Origin of the sequence: Mesorhizobium japonicum MAFF 303099 (assembly GCF_000009625.1) — a bacterium.
Classification (GTDB): Bacteria; Pseudomonadota; Alphaproteobacteria; order Rhizobiales; family Rhizobiaceae; genus Mesorhizobium; species Mesorhizobium japonicum.
The window spans coordinates 2039921-2056530 of record NC_002678.2; the positions used below are offsets into that span (position 1 = coordinate 2039921).

The 16610-nt window shown below is 62.9% G+C and carries 17 protein-coding genes and 2 pseudogenes; 7 read left to right on the forward strand and 12 right to left on the reverse strand.

Translation table 11 applies throughout. The features are described 5' to 3' along the window. Position 1: 1 nt before the first annotated feature. The gene (locus MAFF_RS11005; protein ID WP_044550807.1) at positions 2 to 967 is read left to right on the forward strand and encodes an SH3 domain-containing protein; all 966 of its coding nucleotides are present in this window, start codon (positions 2 to 4) and stop codon (positions 965 to 967) included. A 243-nt stretch (positions 968 to 1210) separates the two neighbouring features. Next, entirely contained in the window at positions 1211 to 4714 is a 3504-nt protein-coding gene (carB, locus tag MAFF_RS11010) for a carbamoyl-phosphate synthase large subunit (protein WP_010910981.1), read from the forward strand. A gap of 112 nt (positions 4715 to 4826) precedes the next feature. On the opposite strand, the gene MAFF_RS11015 is transcribed toward carB, so the two are convergent. The 6 genes and pseudogenes from MAFF_RS11015 to MAFF_RS11035 form a co-directional block, all read right to left on the reverse strand. Continuing rightward, complete coding sequence (locus MAFF_RS11015) at positions 4827 to 6173, reverse strand: hypothetical protein (RefSeq protein ID WP_157865973.1); 1347 nt, start codon at positions 6171 to 6173, stop codon at positions 4827 to 4829. A 173-nt stretch (positions 6174 to 6346) separates the two neighbouring features. Then, on the reverse strand, positions 6347 to 6739 hold the full coding sequence (locus MAFF_RS11020) for a RidA family protein (protein ID WP_010910983.1): 393 nt from the start codon (positions 6737 to 6739) through the stop codon (positions 6347 to 6349). A gap of 177 nt (positions 6740 to 6916) precedes the next feature. Next, positions 6917 to 7309 carry a RidA family protein gene (locus tag MAFF_RS11025; RefSeq protein WP_010910984.1) on the reverse strand — a complete coding sequence of 131 codons (393 nt, stop codon included), beginning with the start codon at positions 7307 to 7309 and terminating at the stop codon, positions 6917 to 6919. A gap of 378 nt (positions 7310 to 7687) precedes the next feature. After that, positions 7688 to 8152 (reverse strand): cupin domain-containing protein, encoded by a 465-nt coding sequence (locus MAFF_RS11030; protein WP_044548247.1) that lies wholly within the window; start codon positions 8150 to 8152, stop codon positions 7688 to 7690. Between the two features lie 42 nt (positions 8153 to 8194). Further along, a pseudogene (locus MAFF_RS41420) lies at positions 8195 to 8417 on the reverse strand (precorrin-3B synthase); the annotation flags it as partial. Further along, positions 8401 to 9138 carry a DUF899 family protein gene (locus MAFF_RS11035; protein WP_044548248.1) on the reverse strand — a complete coding sequence of 246 codons (738 nt, stop codon included), beginning with the start codon at positions 9136 to 9138 and terminating at the stop codon, positions 8401 to 8403. The gene MAFF_RS11035 and the pseudogene MAFF_RS41420, both read right to left, overlap by 17 nt. 177 nt (positions 9139 to 9315) lie before the next feature. Here MAFF_RS11035 and MAFF_RS11040 point away from each other — a divergent pair, with 177 nt between their 5' ends. Continuing rightward, positions 9316 to 9654, forward strand: a complete 339-nt coding sequence (locus MAFF_RS11040; RefSeq protein ID WP_044548249.1) for a hypothetical protein — start codon at positions 9316 to 9318, stop codon at positions 9652 to 9654. Between the two features lie 22 nt (positions 9655 to 9676). On the opposite strand, the gene MAFF_RS11045 is transcribed toward MAFF_RS11040, so the two are convergent. Beyond that, positions 9677 to 10165 carry a GNAT family N-acetyltransferase gene (locus MAFF_RS11045; protein WP_010910987.1) on the reverse strand — a complete coding sequence of 163 codons (489 nt, stop codon included), beginning with the start codon at positions 10163 to 10165 and terminating at the stop codon, positions 9677 to 9679. Between the two features lie 5 nt (positions 10166 to 10170). Then, the gene (locus MAFF_RS11050) at positions 10171 to 11109 is read right to left on the reverse strand and encodes a lytic transglycosylase domain-containing protein (RefSeq protein ID WP_080511837.1); all 939 of its coding nucleotides are present in this window, start codon (positions 11107 to 11109) and stop codon (positions 10171 to 10173) included. Between the two features lie 181 nt (positions 11110 to 11290). On the opposite strand from MAFF_RS11050, the gene MAFF_RS11055 reads away from it, so the two are divergent. After that, a complete protein-coding gene (locus MAFF_RS11055; RefSeq protein ID WP_010910989.1) occupies positions 11291 to 11860 on the forward strand; it encodes a methylated-DNA--[protein]-cysteine S-methyltransferase in 570 nt (189 codons plus the stop codon). A 23-nt stretch (positions 11861 to 11883) separates the two neighbouring features. On the opposite strand, the gene MAFF_RS11060 is transcribed toward MAFF_RS11055, so the two are convergent. Next, the gene (locus MAFF_RS11060; RefSeq protein ID WP_044548250.1) at positions 11884 to 12213 is read right to left on the reverse strand and encodes a hypothetical protein; all 330 of its coding nucleotides are present in this window, start codon (positions 12211 to 12213) and stop codon (positions 11884 to 11886) included. 273 nt (positions 12214 to 12486) lie between these two features. On the opposite strand from MAFF_RS11060, the gene MAFF_RS11065 reads away from it, so the two are divergent. Beyond that, positions 12487 to 12699, forward strand: coding sequence for a cold-shock protein (locus MAFF_RS11065; RefSeq protein ID WP_010910991.1), 213 nt, complete (start codon positions 12487 to 12489; stop codon positions 12697 to 12699). A gap of 426 nt (positions 12700 to 13125) precedes the next feature. On the opposite strand, the pseudogene MAFF_RS11070 reads toward MAFF_RS11065, so the two are convergent. Next, positions 13126 to 13380, reverse strand: a pseudogene (locus MAFF_RS11070) (IS5 family transposase); the annotation flags it as partial. Between the two features lie 209 nt (positions 13381 to 13589). After that, complete coding sequence (locus tag MAFF_RS11075; protein ID WP_010910994.1) at positions 13590 to 14495, reverse strand: LysR family transcriptional regulator; 906 nt, start codon at positions 14493 to 14495, stop codon at positions 13590 to 13592. Positions 14496 to 14622: 127 nt separating this feature from the next. Between MAFF_RS11075 and MAFF_RS11080 the strand changes: the two genes are divergently transcribed. Next, a complete protein-coding gene (locus MAFF_RS11080; RefSeq protein ID WP_044548251.1) occupies positions 14623 to 14952 on the forward strand; it encodes a nuclear transport factor 2 family protein in 330 nt (109 codons plus the stop codon). Then, positions 14949 to 15737, forward strand: a complete 789-nt coding sequence (locus tag MAFF_RS11085; RefSeq protein WP_010910996.1) for an SDR family oxidoreductase — start codon at positions 14949 to 14951, stop codon at positions 15735 to 15737. Before MAFF_RS11080 ends, MAFF_RS11085 begins: the two co-directional genes overlap by 4 nt. A gap of 253 nt (positions 15738 to 15990) precedes the next feature. On the opposite strand, the gene MAFF_RS11090 is transcribed toward MAFF_RS11085, so the two are convergent. Then, a complete protein-coding gene (locus MAFF_RS11090) occupies positions 15991 to 16599 on the reverse strand; it encodes a glutathione S-transferase family protein (protein ID WP_010910997.1) in 609 nt (202 codons plus the stop codon). Positions 16600 to 16610 lie beyond the last annotated feature (11 nt).

The window sequence follows — 16610 nt, forward strand, 5'->3', positions numbered from 1 at the left end:
CATGACGAGGCGCCGAATTACGCTGCGGACAACGCTCTTGGCGCTGATGGCCGCTCCGTCGCTGCTGACGGCGCTTGTTGCCGTTGTCCCGGCCCATGCCGAAGAGACGCCCTTCATCTCCGTCGTCACCGGTCTCGCGCCTGACGACCTGCTCAATATCCGCGCCAAGCCATCGGCGATGGGCAAGACCGAGGCGCGTCTGGCCGCCGGCGCCAGCGTCAGGAACCTCGGCTGCAACGACATTGACGGACACCCCTGGTGCAAGGTCGAGTCTGACAATCCCAAAGCCAGCGGCTGGGCCCCGGCGCGCTACCTCGTTCCCTTCAACCCGGCGACGGTGCCCCTCGACCAGGCGGCGGACGCAGGCGCGGCGCCCGATGCGGCAACGCCGCCGCCGGCGGCACAGCCCGACCTGACGGCGCGGCTCGGCGGCGCGGCCCATCCCGTCACGCCGGAAGCCCCGGTCAAGTCAACCGCCGAAATCGCCATGCAGGACGCTTACGGCCTGGCGCTGGCGGCGAACGAAACCCCGTCGACTGGAGAAATCCCCGCCCTCGCCCAGGATGCGGCCGCCGATAGCGGCTCGGCGGCGGGATCGCTTCCCGTTCCCACGCCGCGTCCTGACGGCGCTGCGCCCGCCGTCGACACGCAGACCGTTGCCGAACTGCCGCTGCAGCCGACCTCCCTTGCCCAGGGCGGTGGCGTCGAAATCCCCTGCGCCCGCTATGTCGGCCAGCCGATGCAGCGTTGCGCGGCAGCCATCGTGCACAAGGGCGCCGACAAGGCCGATATCACCGTGACCTGGCCCGACGGCGGCACGCGCCTCATCTCCTTCTATGCCGGCCTGCCGGCCGGCTCGGACGGCGAGAGCGATTTCCGCTTCACCCGCGAGGGCAGCCTGAGCATGATCCGCATCGGCGTCTCCGAACGCTTCGAGATCACCGACACGGTGGCGTTTGGACGTTAGGGATTGGGCAGTAGGGAATAGGCAGTAGGGGCGTACGTCCAAGGCGCTTGAAAAGCCCTACTGCCTACTGCCCAATCCCTACTGCCTATTTCCTACTCCCCAATCCCGCATTTTCGGGGTTACATCCGCCAAAACTCTTCCCTATAAGGCCCACCTAGCCTGATACCAGAATCGCGAGCACAACCGGCCGGGTCTTCCCGTCCCGGTTTTTTGTGCAAGCCGCCCGCCGAACGGACCTATGACATGCCAAGACGCACCGACATCAAGTCGATCCTGATCATCGGGGCCGGCCCCATCGTCATTGGCCAGGCCTGCGAGTTCGACTATTCCGGAACCCAGGCCTGCAAGGCGCTGAAGGAGGAAGGCTTCCGCGTCATCCTGGTCAATTCCAACCCGGCCACCATCATGACCGACCCGGAACTGGCCGACGCCACCTATATCGAACCGATCACGCCGGAGGTGGTCGCCAAGATCATCGCCAAGGAGCGGCCGGACGCGCTGCTGCCGACCATGGGCGGCCAGACCGCGCTCAACACCGCTTTGTCGCTGCGCCGCATGGGCGTGCTCGACCGCTACAATGTCGAGATGATCGGCGCCGACGCCACGGCCATCGACAAGGCCGAGGACCGCGCGCTGTTCCGCGAGGCGATGAGCAAGATCGGGCTGGAAACGCCGAAGTCGATGCTGGCCAACGCCACCGACGTCAAGAACGCCGACCGCAAGACGCACGAGGCGGAGCGCGCCGCACTCAAGGCCGAGAAGCCTGACAATCTCGACGCCGAACTCGACGCGCTGGAAACCCGCTGGAACCTCGGCGAAGGCGACCGCAAGCAGCGCTATATCAGCCATGCCATGGCGATCGCCGCCCAGGCGCTCGACCATGTCGGCCTGCCCGCCATCATCCGCCCCTCCTTCACCATGGGCGGCACAGGCGGCGGCATCGCCTACAACAGGGCCGAATTCTACGACATCGTCCAGTCCGGCCTCGACGCCTCGCCGACCACCGAAGTGCTGATCGAGGAGAGCGTGCTCGGCTGGAAGGAGTATGAGATGGAGGTCGTCCGCGACAAGGCGGACAATTGCATCATCGTCTGCTCGATCGAAAACATCGACCCGATGGGCGTGCATACGGGTGACTCGATCACCGTCGCCCCGGCGCTGACCCTCACGGACAAAGAATACCAGATGATGCGCAACGCCTCGATCGCGGTGCTGCGTGAGATCGGCGTCGAGACCGGCGGCTCCAACGTGCAGTTCGCCGTCAACCCGGCCGATGGCCGCCTCGTCGTCATCGAGATGAACCCGCGCGTCTCGCGCTCCTCCGCACTCGCCTCCAAGGCGACCGGCTTCCCCATCGCCAAGATCGCCGCCAAGCTTGCCGTCGGCTACACGCTGGACGAGTTGGAGAACGACATCACCGGCGGCGCGACGCCCGCCTCGTTCGAGCCGTCGATCGACTACGTCGTCACCAAAATCCCGCGCTTTGCCTTCGAAAAATTCCCCGGCGCCGAGCCGGTGCTGACGACAGCCATGAAGTCGGTCGGCGAAGTCATGGCCATCGGCCGCACTTTCCAGGAATCGCTGCAGAAGGCGCTGCGTGGCCTGGAAACCGGCCTCACCGGCCTCGACGAGATCGAAATCCCCGGCCTCGGCCACGGGGCGACGGTTGCCAACCACGCCGACGACCGCAACGCCATCCGTGCCGCGCTCGGCACGCCGACGCCCGACAGGCTGCGCATGGTGGCGCAGGCGATCCGCATGGGCACCTCGCTGGAAGACGTGCACGCAATGTGCAAGATCGACCCGTGGTTCCTCGAACAGATCGCCGGCATCCTGGCCATGGAAGCCCGCATCCGCGAGCACGGCATTCCGCAGGATGCCGTCAATCTGCGCATGCTGAAGGCCATGGGTTTCTCCGACGCCCGCCTGGCGTCGCTGACCAGGACCGACGCCGAAGTGGTCACGAAGATCCGCGAAAAACTCGACGTTCATCCCGTCTACAAGCGCATCGACACGTGTGCCGCCGAGTTCGCCTCGCCCACCGCCTACATGTACTCGACCTATGAAGTGCCGTTTGCCGGTGCGCTCGCCAACGAGGCACAGGTCTCGTCGCGCAAGAAGGTCGTCATCCTCGGCGGCGGCCCGAACCGCATCGGCCAGGGCATCGAGTTCGACTATTGCTGCTGCCATGCTGCCTTCGCACTGCGCGATGCCGGCTATGAAGCGATCATGATCAACTGCAACCCGGAGACGGTCTCGACCGACTACGACACGTCGGACCGGCTCTATTTCGATCCGCTGACGGCGGAGGACGTGCTGGAGATCCTGCGCGCCGAGCAGGCCTCGGGCGAACTGTTGGGCGTCATCGTCCAGTTCGGCGGCCAGACGCCGCTGAAGCTGGCCGACGCGCTGGAGAAGGCCGGCATCCCGATCCTCGGCACCTCGCCCGACATGATCGATCTGGCCGAAGACCGCGACCGCTTCCAGAAGCTCCTGCACAAGCTCGGCCTCAGCCAGCCGAAGAACGGCATCGCCTATTCGGTCGAGCAGGCCCGCCTCGTCGCCGGCGAGCTCGGCTTCCCGCTGGTGGTGCGCCCGTCCTATGTGCTGGGCGGCCGCGCCATGCAGATCATCCATGACGAGAGCATGCTGCAGAGCTACCTGCTCGACACCGTGCCCGGCCTGGTGCCGGAGGACATCAAGCAGAAATACCCCAACGACAAGACCGGCCAGATCAACACGCTGTTGGGCAAGAACCCGCTGCTGTTCGACACCTATCTCTCGGGCGCCATCGAGGTCGATGTCGACTGCCTCTGCGACGGCAAGGCGACCTTCGTCTCCGGCATTCTCGAGCACATCGAGGAGGCCGGCATCCATTCGGGCGACAGCGCGTGCTCGCTGCCCGTGCACTCGCTGCCTTCGGAGCTGGTCGACGAGCTGGAGCGCCAGACGGCGGCCCTCGCCCGCGCGCTCAATGTCGGCGGCTTGATGAACGTGCAGTACGCGATCAAGGACGGCACGGTCTATGTGCTGGAGGTCAACCCGCGCGCGTCACGCACGGTCCCCTTCGTCGCCAAGACCATCGGTCGTCCCATCGCGAAAATCGCCGCCCGCATCATGGCCGGCGAGACGCTGGAAGACGCCTTCGCCCATTACGGCGCCATGCCCGACCCCAGAAATCCCGGCCACATCGCGGTCAAGGAAGCCGTCTTCCCCTTCGCCCGCTTCCCCGGCGTCGACATATTGCTCGGACCGGAAATGCGCTCGACCGGCGAGGTCATGGGCCTTGACCGCGATTTTGCGCTCGCCTTCGCCAAGAGCCAGCTCGGCGCCGGCGTCGACCTGCCGCGCTCCGGCACGCTGTTCGTCTCGGTGCGCGACGAGGACAAGAAAGGCATATTGCCGGCGGTCAAGCGCCTGGCCGGCCTCGGCTTCAAGGTGCTGGCGACCTCAGGCACGCAGCGCTTTCTCGCCGAAAACGGCGTGGTGGCCGAAAAGATCAACAAGGTCCTCGAAGGCCGCCCCCACATCGAAGACGCCATCCGCAACCGCCAGGTCCAGATCGTCTTCAACACCACGGACGGCCAGAAGGCGGTGTCGGACTCGAAGTCACTGCGCCGGGCGACGCTGATGCAGAAGGTGCCGTATTACACGACACTGTCGGGTGCAGCCGCGGTGGCCGAGGCGATCGCGGCGCTGAAGGCGGGCAGCCTGGAAGTCAGGCCGCTGCAGGAGTATTTTGCTTAAGATCCCTCACCTTCTCTCTTTGCAGTGAAGGTGGACCGACGCCAAGACGGATGACGGGCGCTTCAGCTTGGCGTCAACTCATCATTGAAACGAAGCTGACAGCACTCTAGTTTCAAGCCATCTTTGACATCAATTTTGGGTCATCAATCTTACGATTTTCGGCAGCCCATTCTATACAATGGATCAGGCATAGACGCGCCAACTGTTCGGCGCGGGCAGAATTGTTGCTCCAATCTGTTCCAATTCTCTCATTGTTACCGTGAATCGTGCGGCTTCGTCCGTAACCATAAATAACCGATACTGCGCTCTTCAATGTCGTTCCATCCGAGAATACACGAGCATCACCCTTCAAACCAAGGCGAGCATCGAACAAGCTCAGAATCCCATTCTCCTTCCCCCCACAGGCAAGAGCATCCATCGTCGCTGCGAATTTTACAATAGCAATTAGTGGAGAGCGATCCCGACATCCTTCATGAAACCAAAGTAGGGCGTGGAACAGCGTACGCATGAGATTTGTACGTGATACTTCCGCGAACGACAGGCTGTAGTCAGTTATCTCTGTAACAATCGAAAAATAGTTCTTGCTCTCGGAAATTAGTGCATCCCATTTTTCTCCGTTGAAATCACCATCAACCGTCAGGTGGATCTTCGTCCGGCTTGTAAGGATATTTCTTTCATGGAACGTCATCGCAACTTGGAATTGAACTTCACGATCATAGGCTAAATTAAAGCCGTCAAGTCTTCTCGAGGGTGTTTGCCACAGAAGCGCAATCGAAGTGAGAGCCAGTCGGGCAGCGATAAGTGCCTTCTCGCGCCCTAGTCCCAAGGCGTAGCCGTCCGTTGTGACGCTGCATACATACGGACAATCACCAACGGCATCAATGATATCCTGCTCACCCATGCTTTCAAAACTGGGTTTTCGAGCTCTCATGTTACTTCCGGACCAAATCTTTTCGATACGCCGATAAGTAACCAAGCTTATGTCACCTTCGACCATCTTTCTCTTTAGCCATTCTCTACGCGCCTCGAAGCGGACGGAACCTATCACAAAGGCAGAGAAGGATAACCTGTTGAACAGCGTGCAGCCAAAGCAATGCTCCTGTCGTAATTTTCCACGATCGATAGACTGCTCAATGAACGTCCGAACGCTGGAAAGCGTAATGTCGGCGTTTTCAGCAATATCGTGATCCAGATCGATCGCTGCCAAGGCAGGTCCGAACGCCCTTCGAACGATCGAACGCAGCTCGTCAGTTCCTACACGCTTGCCCAGTTCGTGTTCACTTGCATGTATTTGGAGAGACACTAGGTCGATCAGATTATCTATCTTTCTCGAGACGTAAAGAGTCCGTTCTCCATCTACGGCAATCATTCGAGGAAACGGAAAATCATCATCATCCCTCCAAGGAGGCAGAACTGCGCCTTGAAGCCGTGTCAACTCTACAATGATATCAGAAATCATCTGCCTTAGTTTCATGACAACCCGTGTGTAGTTCCGATATGACACCCTCGTAGAAGGGGCGAGTGAAGTGGGGGCGGCGTGGTGCCTACAAAGTGGGACGCTGGCGATCCATCCAATGTCCCTTCGCCATCAGTTCGGTAACACCTTTTTCCACCAGAGAACGAAGAGTCTCCTCACCCCACCGCCACGCACTCAATCTCGATATCGAACTCCATCGGCCAAGACGCCACCGGCACAAACGTCCGCGATGGCGCGTTTTCGGGGAAATACCTGGCATAGACCCGGTTGATGGCGGCGTAGAAGCCGGAATTGACGGCGTAGATGCGCACCATCACCACATTGTCCAGCGAGGTGCCGGCCGCTTCCAGGCAGTGTTTCAACGCCTTCAGCGACGCCTCGGTCTGTACCTCGATGTCGCCCTTGACCAGCTTGCCGGTCAAAAGATCGAGCGGTGGCATGCCGGAGACGAAGACCAGCCCGGCGGCCCTGGTCACCAGCGACAACGGCACGCCGAGAGCGCGCACCGCCGCCGACAGCACCGGCACTTCGACGATTTCCTTGGTCATGACGATCTCCCTGTTGTTGCCGCGAGCTTATCGCGCTCCAGGCTGAACGCCAGCGCTCGGCATTGTCGTCCGGAAGTCGCCGCTCAATGGAAACCACGCGTCAGCATGAAGCGGCGTTTTTTGCAGACCAAAATTTCAGGAAACAACCAGCATGGATGCCGGTTCGCGGAGGTAGACTCACGCCACCGCGACACACTCGATCTCGATATCAAATTCCATCGGCCATGACGCCACCGGCACGAAACTCCGCGCCGGCGGGTTGGTCGAAAAAAACCGCGCGTAGACCCGGTTGATGGCGTTGTAGAAGCCGGAATTGACGGCGTAGATGCGCACCATCACCACATTGTCCAGCGAGGTGCCGGCCGCCTCCAGGCAGTGTTTGAGCGCCTTCAGCGATGCCTCGGTCTGCGTTTCGATGTCGCCGCGCACCATCTCGCCGGTCACCATGTCCACCGGCGGCGTCGCCGAGATGAAGACGAAGCCATTGGCCTTCACCGCCGTCGAACAGGGCAGGCCGAGTGAGCGGACCTTGTCCGACATGACAGGCACTTCGATGACTTGTTTCTTCATGGTGATGCTCCCTTGGCTGGCAGGGAGCTTATCCGGCCGGCCGGCGAACGCCAGCGCTGTTCTTCCTTCTCCCCTTGTGGGGTGAGCAGCCGGTTCGCGAAGCGATTCATCGTGCCAGTGGCACGATGAAAGGCCGGCGAACGCCGGGACGCTGCGAAGCAGCGGGGACCCGGCAGGTGGATCGGCCACCCCCGGCCCTTCGCATGGCTCCCAGCCCTTCGGGCGTTCGACCCCTTTAAAAGGTCCACTGGACCTTTTAATCCGCCCGAAGGCGGACCGGGTTCTCACCGTTCGAAGCTCGAAAAGCCAAGCAATTGGCTTTTCGTCCGCTACGCGGACCGCTTCTCACCCCGCAAGGGGAGAAGGGTGAGCCAGCGCTCACCCCTGCCCCGGATACGGCGTGCCGTCCTTGTGCAGAAACCGGCCATCCGAACTCGGGCTCATCATGTCGATGTCGGAGCAGGTGATGACATCATCGGGATTGCGCGAGCCGACTTCGAGATAGCGCGCCGTGACCGACGAGCGGTTGATCATGTGATGGCCGTTGCCGCTGTTCTTGGCGAAGGCAGCACTATCGCCCGCCTTGAGCAGCGTCTCGCCGCCATCCTCGACCAGCACGAGCTCGCCCTCCAGCACATAGACGAGTTCGTCCTCATGGCTGTGCCAGTGGCGCTGGCTCGACCAGCCGCCGGGCGGCAGCGTCATCAGGTTGACGCCGAAATCGCCGAGCCCGCCGGCGTCACCCAGGCGCCGGCGCGTGCGGGTGGCGCAAGGTGCGTCGAAGGGCGCGGGATAGCCGGAGCCTTTGCGGACGGGCACGGCGGAGAGGTCGATCCTGGGCATGGGCGCTTCCTCGATTGGGTGGCTTACGTTGCGCTCTACGGCGCCCCCCTCTGTCCTGCCGGACATCTCCCCCACAAGAGGGGAGATTGGCAGCTTTGGCGCCGGCTCTCTTCTTTGCAACGATGAAAACTGGCGAAGGCCGCGAATGACGGCCGATCTCCCCCCTCGTAGGGGAGATGTCCGGCAGGACAGAGGGGGGCGCCGTAGGGCGCTGGGTTTGAACCGTTCGCATCCTCTGGCGGGTCCCCTCAATGGCAACACCCATATTGCAGCTGCTCATGCCAATCCGGCCTGCCCTGCGGCGTGAAATCCATCAGGTTCCACAGGATCTCGCAGGTGCCGATGGCGCGCGGGTCCTGGCCGGACTCCGGCGGCGCGAAGCCGAGCTCGGACGACCAGAAATGCCTGATGCCGTCGCCGTCGCGGTGAAACACCGACAAAAGCGGGATCTGCGCGCCGTCTGCCGTCTCGGCATTGTAGTCGCGCTTGAAGCTGTTGGCGGCCGACGACACCAGCCGCATGTTCTTCCAGCCGCGATCGCGGCCGAGCGTGACCAGGTTTTCCAAAGGGGTTTTCGCCACCACCGCAAAGTTGAAGCCGGCGGCTTCGAGATGGCCGACGGCGCCGTCCCACTGGTCGAGCAGCGCCGTGCAGGACGGGCATGGCTGATCCGGCCGGGCGAGCCTGGCCGTGCCGCCCGATGTCGCCACGTCGCGTGTTTCCTGCGGATGGCGCGGAAACATCATCTGGTAGAGGATGAGACTATCCTTGCCCGGCGCGAACAGTTCCGACAATTTTGTCTTGGCCGGCCTGCCGTCGGCATCGAGCGCATCGAAGACATAATCCTGGCGGATCAGCCCGCCCGGCGGCAGCGCGCGCCGCGCCTCGGCCACGGCTTCCATGGCGCGGCGCAGCTCGATTTCCTTCTTCAGCAGCTTTTCGCGGGCGGTGCGGTATCTGGCGGATTCGTTGGGAAAGGTGATCATGATCGGCTCCCTGGGTTCGCGCCGGCGTCCCGGCGCTGTTGTTCTGCGACCCAAGGACGTTTGGCGACGACCGGTTCCCGACATTTCTTCGGATGGCGCGCGACGATTGATTGCAAAGGAACCTCCCCGGCTTCCCGGCATTCTCACGGCAAGGTAAAGCGAGCCTTGGGGGACGAAATGCACGAAGCAGACGAGATCGACCTGCGCTGCCCGCAAGTGGTGGCCGACAATGCCGCCAAGGGCTTGCGGCTGCGCGAGCAATTCGGCCGTGGCGGCACAGAGATCGGTGTCGCGCGGGCAACCGAACTGAAGAACCGCGAAAAGCTCGCGCCGTCAACCATCCGCCGCATGGTCAGCTACTTCGCCCGCCACGAGGTCGACAAGCGCGGCAGGAATTACGGCAATGAGGCAAACCCGTCGGCCGGCCATATCGCCTGGCTGCTGTGGGGCGGCGATGAAGGCCGCGCCTGGGCGCTGGAGATCAAGCAGAAGATCGGCAACGCGCCGGATATCTGACGCCGGGGCGCGCGGTCACCCTTCAACTATACCAATCGACCTCGAACATGCCGAGCCGTTCGTAGAGCCTGATGGCGGCAGCGTTTTCGACCGTGTTGGTTTTCAGGTCGACATGGACCGCACCGCGGTCGCGAAAGGTGGCGAAGGCTTGCCACATCAGCGCCTCGCCGATGCCCTTGCCGCGCGCCTCGGGGTGAACAGCGAGATCCTTGACGAAAGCAGACGTCCAGCACAGCGCCGCTGCCGCCAGCCGGCCCTTGGCGTCGATGACGAGGAAGCACAGCGCCGGGTCGAATTCGGAATCGTCCGATATGCGTGGCCACCATTCGTCGAACGGGCCGTCGGTGCCGTCGTCGAAGACCTCGCTCAGCAGCGCATGAAGGGGTCGTGCGTCGCCTGGCTCGAAGCAACGCATGGCAAAACCATCGGGCCAGTGCGGTGCAACGAGCGTCTCGTCGAGAAGCTTGCGCAGCCGGATGTCGTTGAGGGCCGGCGGGCGCGGTTCAGGCATCGCGCTCAGGCGTCGGGCTGCGGATGCCGCTTGCGGTCGACACCGAGGCCGGTGGCCTCGAGCAGGCCCTTGCGCTTGGCGTCGAAATAATAGCCGGTCTGGTAGAGCCAGTCGGCCTTCTTGGCGTTGCCGCCCGCCACCAGCCAGGCGCCACGCAGATATTTGACCGCGTATTTCAGATTGGTTTCGGCGTCGAACAGGCCCTTGGCCGGCCCGTCATAGCCCATGCCGCGCGCCGTCGCGTGCTTGATCTGCATCAGCCCCCAATGGCCATTGTTGTAGGCCTTGGGGTTGAAGGTGCTCTCGCGGTTGACGACATGGCGCACCAGATCGACCGGCACCTGGTAGAGGGCCGCGTATTTGTCGATCAGCCGGTCGACGTCACCGCGCACGCCCGTGTGCTCTTCCTGCACCGGACCGACCGGCGCCGAGGGAAACTGCACCAGGGAAGCCGGGTTCTGCGGCACGACATAGGCGACCTGCTGCACCCCTGGCAGTTTCCGGCCGCTGCCGGCGACCGCCGGCACGATGAGCCCGGCGGTGGTGTAGGTCTGGGCCGCCTGAGCCGCCTTGACCGGTTGGCCCGCTCTGGCCGGTGGCGGCGCCTGCCAGGCATTGGCGGTCATGACGGCGGGCACGGCGGGTGCGGCCGGCGTCGAGCCGGCAAAGGCGGCGGTCGCCGCGGCCGGTGGGGCGGCGGCATCAAGCGCCGGCGCGGTCGCAGGCGTCAATTCGGCGGTCTGGATGGGGGCGATGCCCGAGGATTGCGGCAGCACCGAAACCGTCTCCGGCAGCGGTATGGTGAAGCCGGCATCGCTGCCGGCAACGGTCGCGGTTTCGGTCAGGGACGGCGCAGGCTTCATCTGCGAGGTCGAGGTGCAGCCGCTGATGCCGGCTGCCGCCACGATCACGCCAATCGCGATAAGGGTTTGTTTTGCTGGCAAGCCGCGTTCGGGTCCGGTTCGTCGGGGTGTTAACAAATCCCTTACACCAGCGATTCCAGGGTAGCAATCGGGGCCATCTGGTGGTTTTCGGGTGGCGAGACGCGGGCGGTGATGCCATATTGTTCCTGATATGTACTGGCAGGAATCCCGGATTTCGCCGCTTTGCGGAAAGGAGCGCATCATGGAAACGACACCGTCGATCACAGCCGGCCACGCAGTGTTAGAAACAGTGATCGGTTTCATGGGCATCGCCTGGAGCGAAAAGGGCCTGATCCGGCTCTGCCTGCCCGAACGCAGCCGTGAATCAGTGGAGCGGCGGCTGATGCGCCATGCCGGCGTTTCCGCCTCCACCGCGCAGCCGCCATGGGTGGTCGAGCTGATTGCCTCGATCAAGGCTTACGCCGCGGGCGAGGACGTCGATTTCTCCAATGTGCCGGTCGATCTCGACGGCGTCGACGATTTCCGCCTGGCCATCTATGACGCGGCACGCAAACTCAGCTATGGCGAGACAACCACCTATGGCGAACTCGCCAAGCGCGCCGGCCATGCCGGCCTGCCGCGCGAGACGGGAGCGGCCCTTGGCGCCAACCCCGTGCCGCTGGTCATCCCCTGCCACCGCATCCTGGCGGCCGGCGGCAAGATCGGCGGCTTCTCGGCGCCCGGCGGCTCCGTCACCAAGGAAAAGATGCTGGCCATGGAAGGCGTGCGCGTCGGCCCGCCGCCGCCGGCGCAGGTGTCCTTCGGCTTCTGAACCGTGGTGCGGACGCGCTGCCCCTAGTTGTTGTGGAAGAACCGCCGGCGGAAATGCCGGTCATTGTCCGGCCGCTTGCAGTTGTAGACCGGACAGGACTTGGTGTCGGCGCTCGGCACATAGGCGCGCGTCCTCATCTCGCCCATGGTGCAGAATTGCTGGCTCTGCACATAGCGGTCGTAGAGTGGCAGTCCCGGCACCCGCTTCGACTGGTAGCGCAGGATGACCGCGCCTTGCCTGGCGATCGTCGACTGCACCTTGGCGCAGCTCATATGCGTCGGGTCATAACGCGAGATCGCTTGCGCCTTGGCGGCCACCAGCGTCAGACAAGCGGCAAGCACTATGGTTTTCATGGTCTCCTCCCCTGATCCGCCGCCCAGGGACGGCGCGATCTGCCGTAACGGTTCCACCAGATTGGGGCGGCCGTTGGGCAGTTCTCGATCACGGCTTTCTCACGCAGTCTTGTTTTTGGAACGAAAGCAGCCTATATCAGCCCCATTGATATTTCGGCCGATCGATCCGGGCCTCGCGATCTTCGCGTTTGCTGACGTCTATCTCCAAAATCTCGATGCACACCGGCTGGACTTCGGTCCGGTCAAACCAAAGCAAATGCAAGGACTATTTTTATGGCAACTGGAACGGTCAAGTGGTTCAACGCCACCAAGGGCTTCGGCTTCATCCAGCCTGACGCGGGCGGCGCGGACGTTTTCGTCCACATCTCCGCTGTCGAGCGCGCTGGACTGTCGACCCTGGTCGAAGGCCAGAAGATCAACTTCGAGATCGAGCAGGACCGCCGCACTGGCAAGTCGTCCGCTGGGTCTCTGAGCAAGGCAGCCTGATTTTGCGAATGGCGCGCGCCGGGCGAGAGCCCGGGGCGTGCGGCAAGTCACGGATGTACTGACGGTCGCGCGAGAAGCGCGCCCGGAGCGGAAAGACCCGACACGCTGGAACAGCAGATAGCTGCCAGCCCGGACCGGACGCTCCCGATCAGGCTACCAAGCATGGGAAGGCGGGATTTGTCCCGCCTTTTTGTTTGTCTGGGGTTAGCTATTTAACTTTGCAACCTCGATGATGTTACTATCCAATTCATGACTAAGCTCGAACAGATCGAAAGATCCATAGCAGCCTTGAGCCCCAAAGAGCTGAATGCCTTTGCCAAATGGTTCGAGGCGTTCCAGGCAGATGTATGGGACAAGCAGATCGAGGCCGATGCAAAGGCAGGTCGACTGGACGGGTTTGCCAAAAAGGCGTTGGCCGAAATTCGAGCCATCATGGGCAGTGGCAAGCGCTTCTATCATGCGGCCCCAAACACCGGCCCGCCGCCACCTAACGAAGCGGTTGTAGCAAGTGGTGTATGGGCCAAACGCCGTTGGCAGATCACGCCAGGGTGCTCCTGATCGGAGGACCCAGAAGATGCCATTCAGGACCCGTCTGTCGTTCACCCGAGGAACGCCACGCGGCTTGTTCGGCAGCATCGGCTTGATGGCGGTCCATTCATGGTCGGTGAGTTCGTAGCGCATGATTCGAGCCTCCAGTTCGGAAGTTTGAATCACGGCAGTCCGGCCAAACGCAACGCTCCTGGCCCGCTCTTGGCACGGCGCTTACGGACAGGAGCGGACATCAACCAGTCCCCAATCTCTGCCAAGTGCGCCGAAAATGACCCATAACGGACGTTGAATTTACAGCGGTCGAATGTCCGTTACTGGCGCTTCCGAAGCTATGGACGGCGTCAGGGTAATGCTGGTCCACTTTGCCGCCGCGCGAAGTCGACGAACGCCTTGAACGCGGCGGTCGGGTTGCGTCGGCTCGGATAGTAGAGGCTCAAGGGCGAGAGCGTTGGCGTCCAATCCTCAAGCACGCGCACAAGGCGGCCTGCCTCGATGTCGTCTCGTACGTCGGACTCCATCGCTAGGGTGAGACCGACGGAAGCGAGGGCCGCGGTGCGTGCGAGGCTCGCTTCGTCGAGGGTGACGGCGCCCTCAACGTCGATATGGACCGATTGTCCGTCCTTCTCGAACGGCCAGCGGTAGATTGCGCCATTGGGAAGCCGGACGCGGAGACAGGAATGCTCGGCGAGATCCTGCGGGATCACGGGCGTCCCGTGCGCTTTCAAATAGCTTGGTGTGCCCACCACAACATTGCGCCGCGCGACCCCCAATGGGAGTGCGATCATGTCGACTGGGACAAGATCTGAGCTACGGACGCCCAGGTCGAATCCGCCGGCCACAATGTCCACCAGGCGACCCTCCGTAACGATGTCGATATGGACCTGAGGGTGCACTTGGAGAAACGGTAGGACGAGCCAAGAGAAAATCTCCCGCGCGGCAGTCGGAAAGGCGTTGATGCGCAGTGTGCCCGAAGGCGTGGCCTGTCGAGACCGCGCAACCTCCATCGCCTCATGAATGTCACGCACGGCGGGAGCGACTTGCGCGACGAATTGCTGGCCTGCCTCCGTTAGGGAGACGCTTCGCGTCGTCCGGTTGAATAGCCGTACGCCCAGCGTGCGCTCCAGCTTTCCGACCGCATTGCTGAGCGCGGTGGTTGAAACCCCGAGCTCAAGGGCAGCCGTGCGGAACTTTCCCCGCCGGGCGACCATTAGAACGGCGTCCAATTCCGTCAGGCTGCTCTGCACCATAATCCCTGCTTTCGTGATGAAGCATCCCGAATTGTCCTGATTATCGCGCCAGATGTCCATCGCTATCTTGCCTGGAAACCGCGCTTCAGCCGCTCCAGCTGCGCCGCCACTGAAAAGGACAAAAACAATGACGCTCGAACTTCCATCCCCGATTGCCGCATATGTGGCCGCGAACGCCCGTCTCGATGTAGACGGAATGTTGAGCCCCTTCACGCGCGACGCGGTCCTTTTTGCTGATGGAGGCCGTCACGAGGGCTACGCCGGAATGCGGGCCTTGTTCGAAGAAGCGGTGATCCCGGTCAAGGCGATCTTCGCGCCGGATGCCGTTCGCCACGAGGACGATCAGGTCGTCGTCGAAGGGCCGGCCCATGGCGACTTCAAGGGTAGCCCGATCCGCTTCACCTACCGCTTCACGCTCGAAAATGACGCCATCAAAGCTCTGGAGATCACGGCATGACCATCAAAGCTGATCCGATCGAGTTCGCGGGAAAGCGTGTGCTCATCAGCGGCGGCACCAAGGGTCTGGGCCGCGCCACCGTTGACCGCTTCCTTGCCGGCGGCGCCCGAGTGATCACCTCCGCCCGCGGAGCCCTAGATCCCGTTGATGGTGTCGAGTTCGTCCAGGCGGACCTGACGACGGCCGAGGGCGGCGAAGCCCTGGCCAAGGCGGCGCTCGATCGTCTGGGGGGCGTCGACATTCTCGCCCATGTGCTCGGCGGCTCGACCACGCCAGGCGGCGGCTTCGTCGCCTTGACCGACGACTACTGGCTATCCGAACTGAACTTAAACCTGCTGGCCACGGTTCGTCTTGATCGTCTCCTGATCCCGCAGATGATCGCGCGGGGCGCCGGCGCGGTGGTGCATGTCACCTCCATCCAGTCCGTCCTGCCGCTTCCCGAGGCAACCACTGCGTACGCCGCCGCCAAGGCCGCACTCCGGACCTACAGCAAGTCGATTTCCAAGGAACTGGGGCCGAAGGGCGTGCGGGTCAACGCCGTGTCCCCCGGTTGGATCATGACCGAGGGGACCGAGGTGTTTTTGGAACGTATCCAAGCCGCCAACGGCGGCACGCTAGAGGACGCGCGCCAGCTCGTCCTGGACGGCCTTGGCGGCATTGCCATCGGACGCGGAGCCGAACCATTCGAGGTCGCCGAAGCCATCGCCTTCCTGGCCTCGGATCGCGCCTCTTCGATCCATGGTTCGGAACTCGTCGTCGACGGCGGCACGGTCCCGACTGTCTGATCGCACGGACATGTCCACGCTTGGCCGGTCCTGCCATGCGTGGCCAGACGCATACCATGGCCGGATTGTCCCAACGTCTGCTCGGCGGCCTTGGAGCGAATGTCCGCGGCTCTGGCCCATCGCGACATACTGCGCGACCGCCCGAAGTCGTCGCTATAGGGGCAGAGCAGACATTTGCTTTGGTCGCATCACGCCGCCGGGTTTATGGGTACACGGCCTAGGTGGCCGCCGGAGTAGAATTATTGAGAAGGTCTCAACCCACCCACTCGATCGGCACATGCCCCGGATCCGCCTCGACGCGGCCAAGCCAGGCCACGACGGCCGGATAGGCGTCGAGCTGGAAGCCGCCTTGCTCGGCCGTATGCGTGTAGGCATAGAGCGCGATGTCGGCGACGCTGAAGGCGTTCCCGGCGAAGAAGGCGTTGTTCTCCAGATATCTGTTCATCACGCCGAGCGCCTTGTGGCCGCGCTCCAGCGTCATCGCCAGCCGTTCGGGCGTCGCATCCCTGGCGCGTTCGGGGAAGGTCAGCAGCGCCTTGCGCACGGCGATATAAGGCTCGTGGCTGTACTGCTCGAAGAACAGCCATTGATAGGCAAGCCCGCGCTCATATTTGTCCGCCGGCAGGAAGCGTGTGCCTTCGGCGAGATAGAGCAGGATGGCGTTGGATTCGGCCAGCCGGCGGCCGTCGTCGAGTTCGAGCAGCGGCACCATGGCGTTCGGGTTCTTGGCGACGAAGTCGGCCTTGCGCGTCTCGCCTGTATGCGAACTCACCTCGATCGTGGTGAAGGCCAGGCCAAGCTTGGCCATCAGCAGGCGCGGCTTGTAGCAATTGCCGCTGTCGATCATGCTGTAGAGTATCATGGACGGTCCCC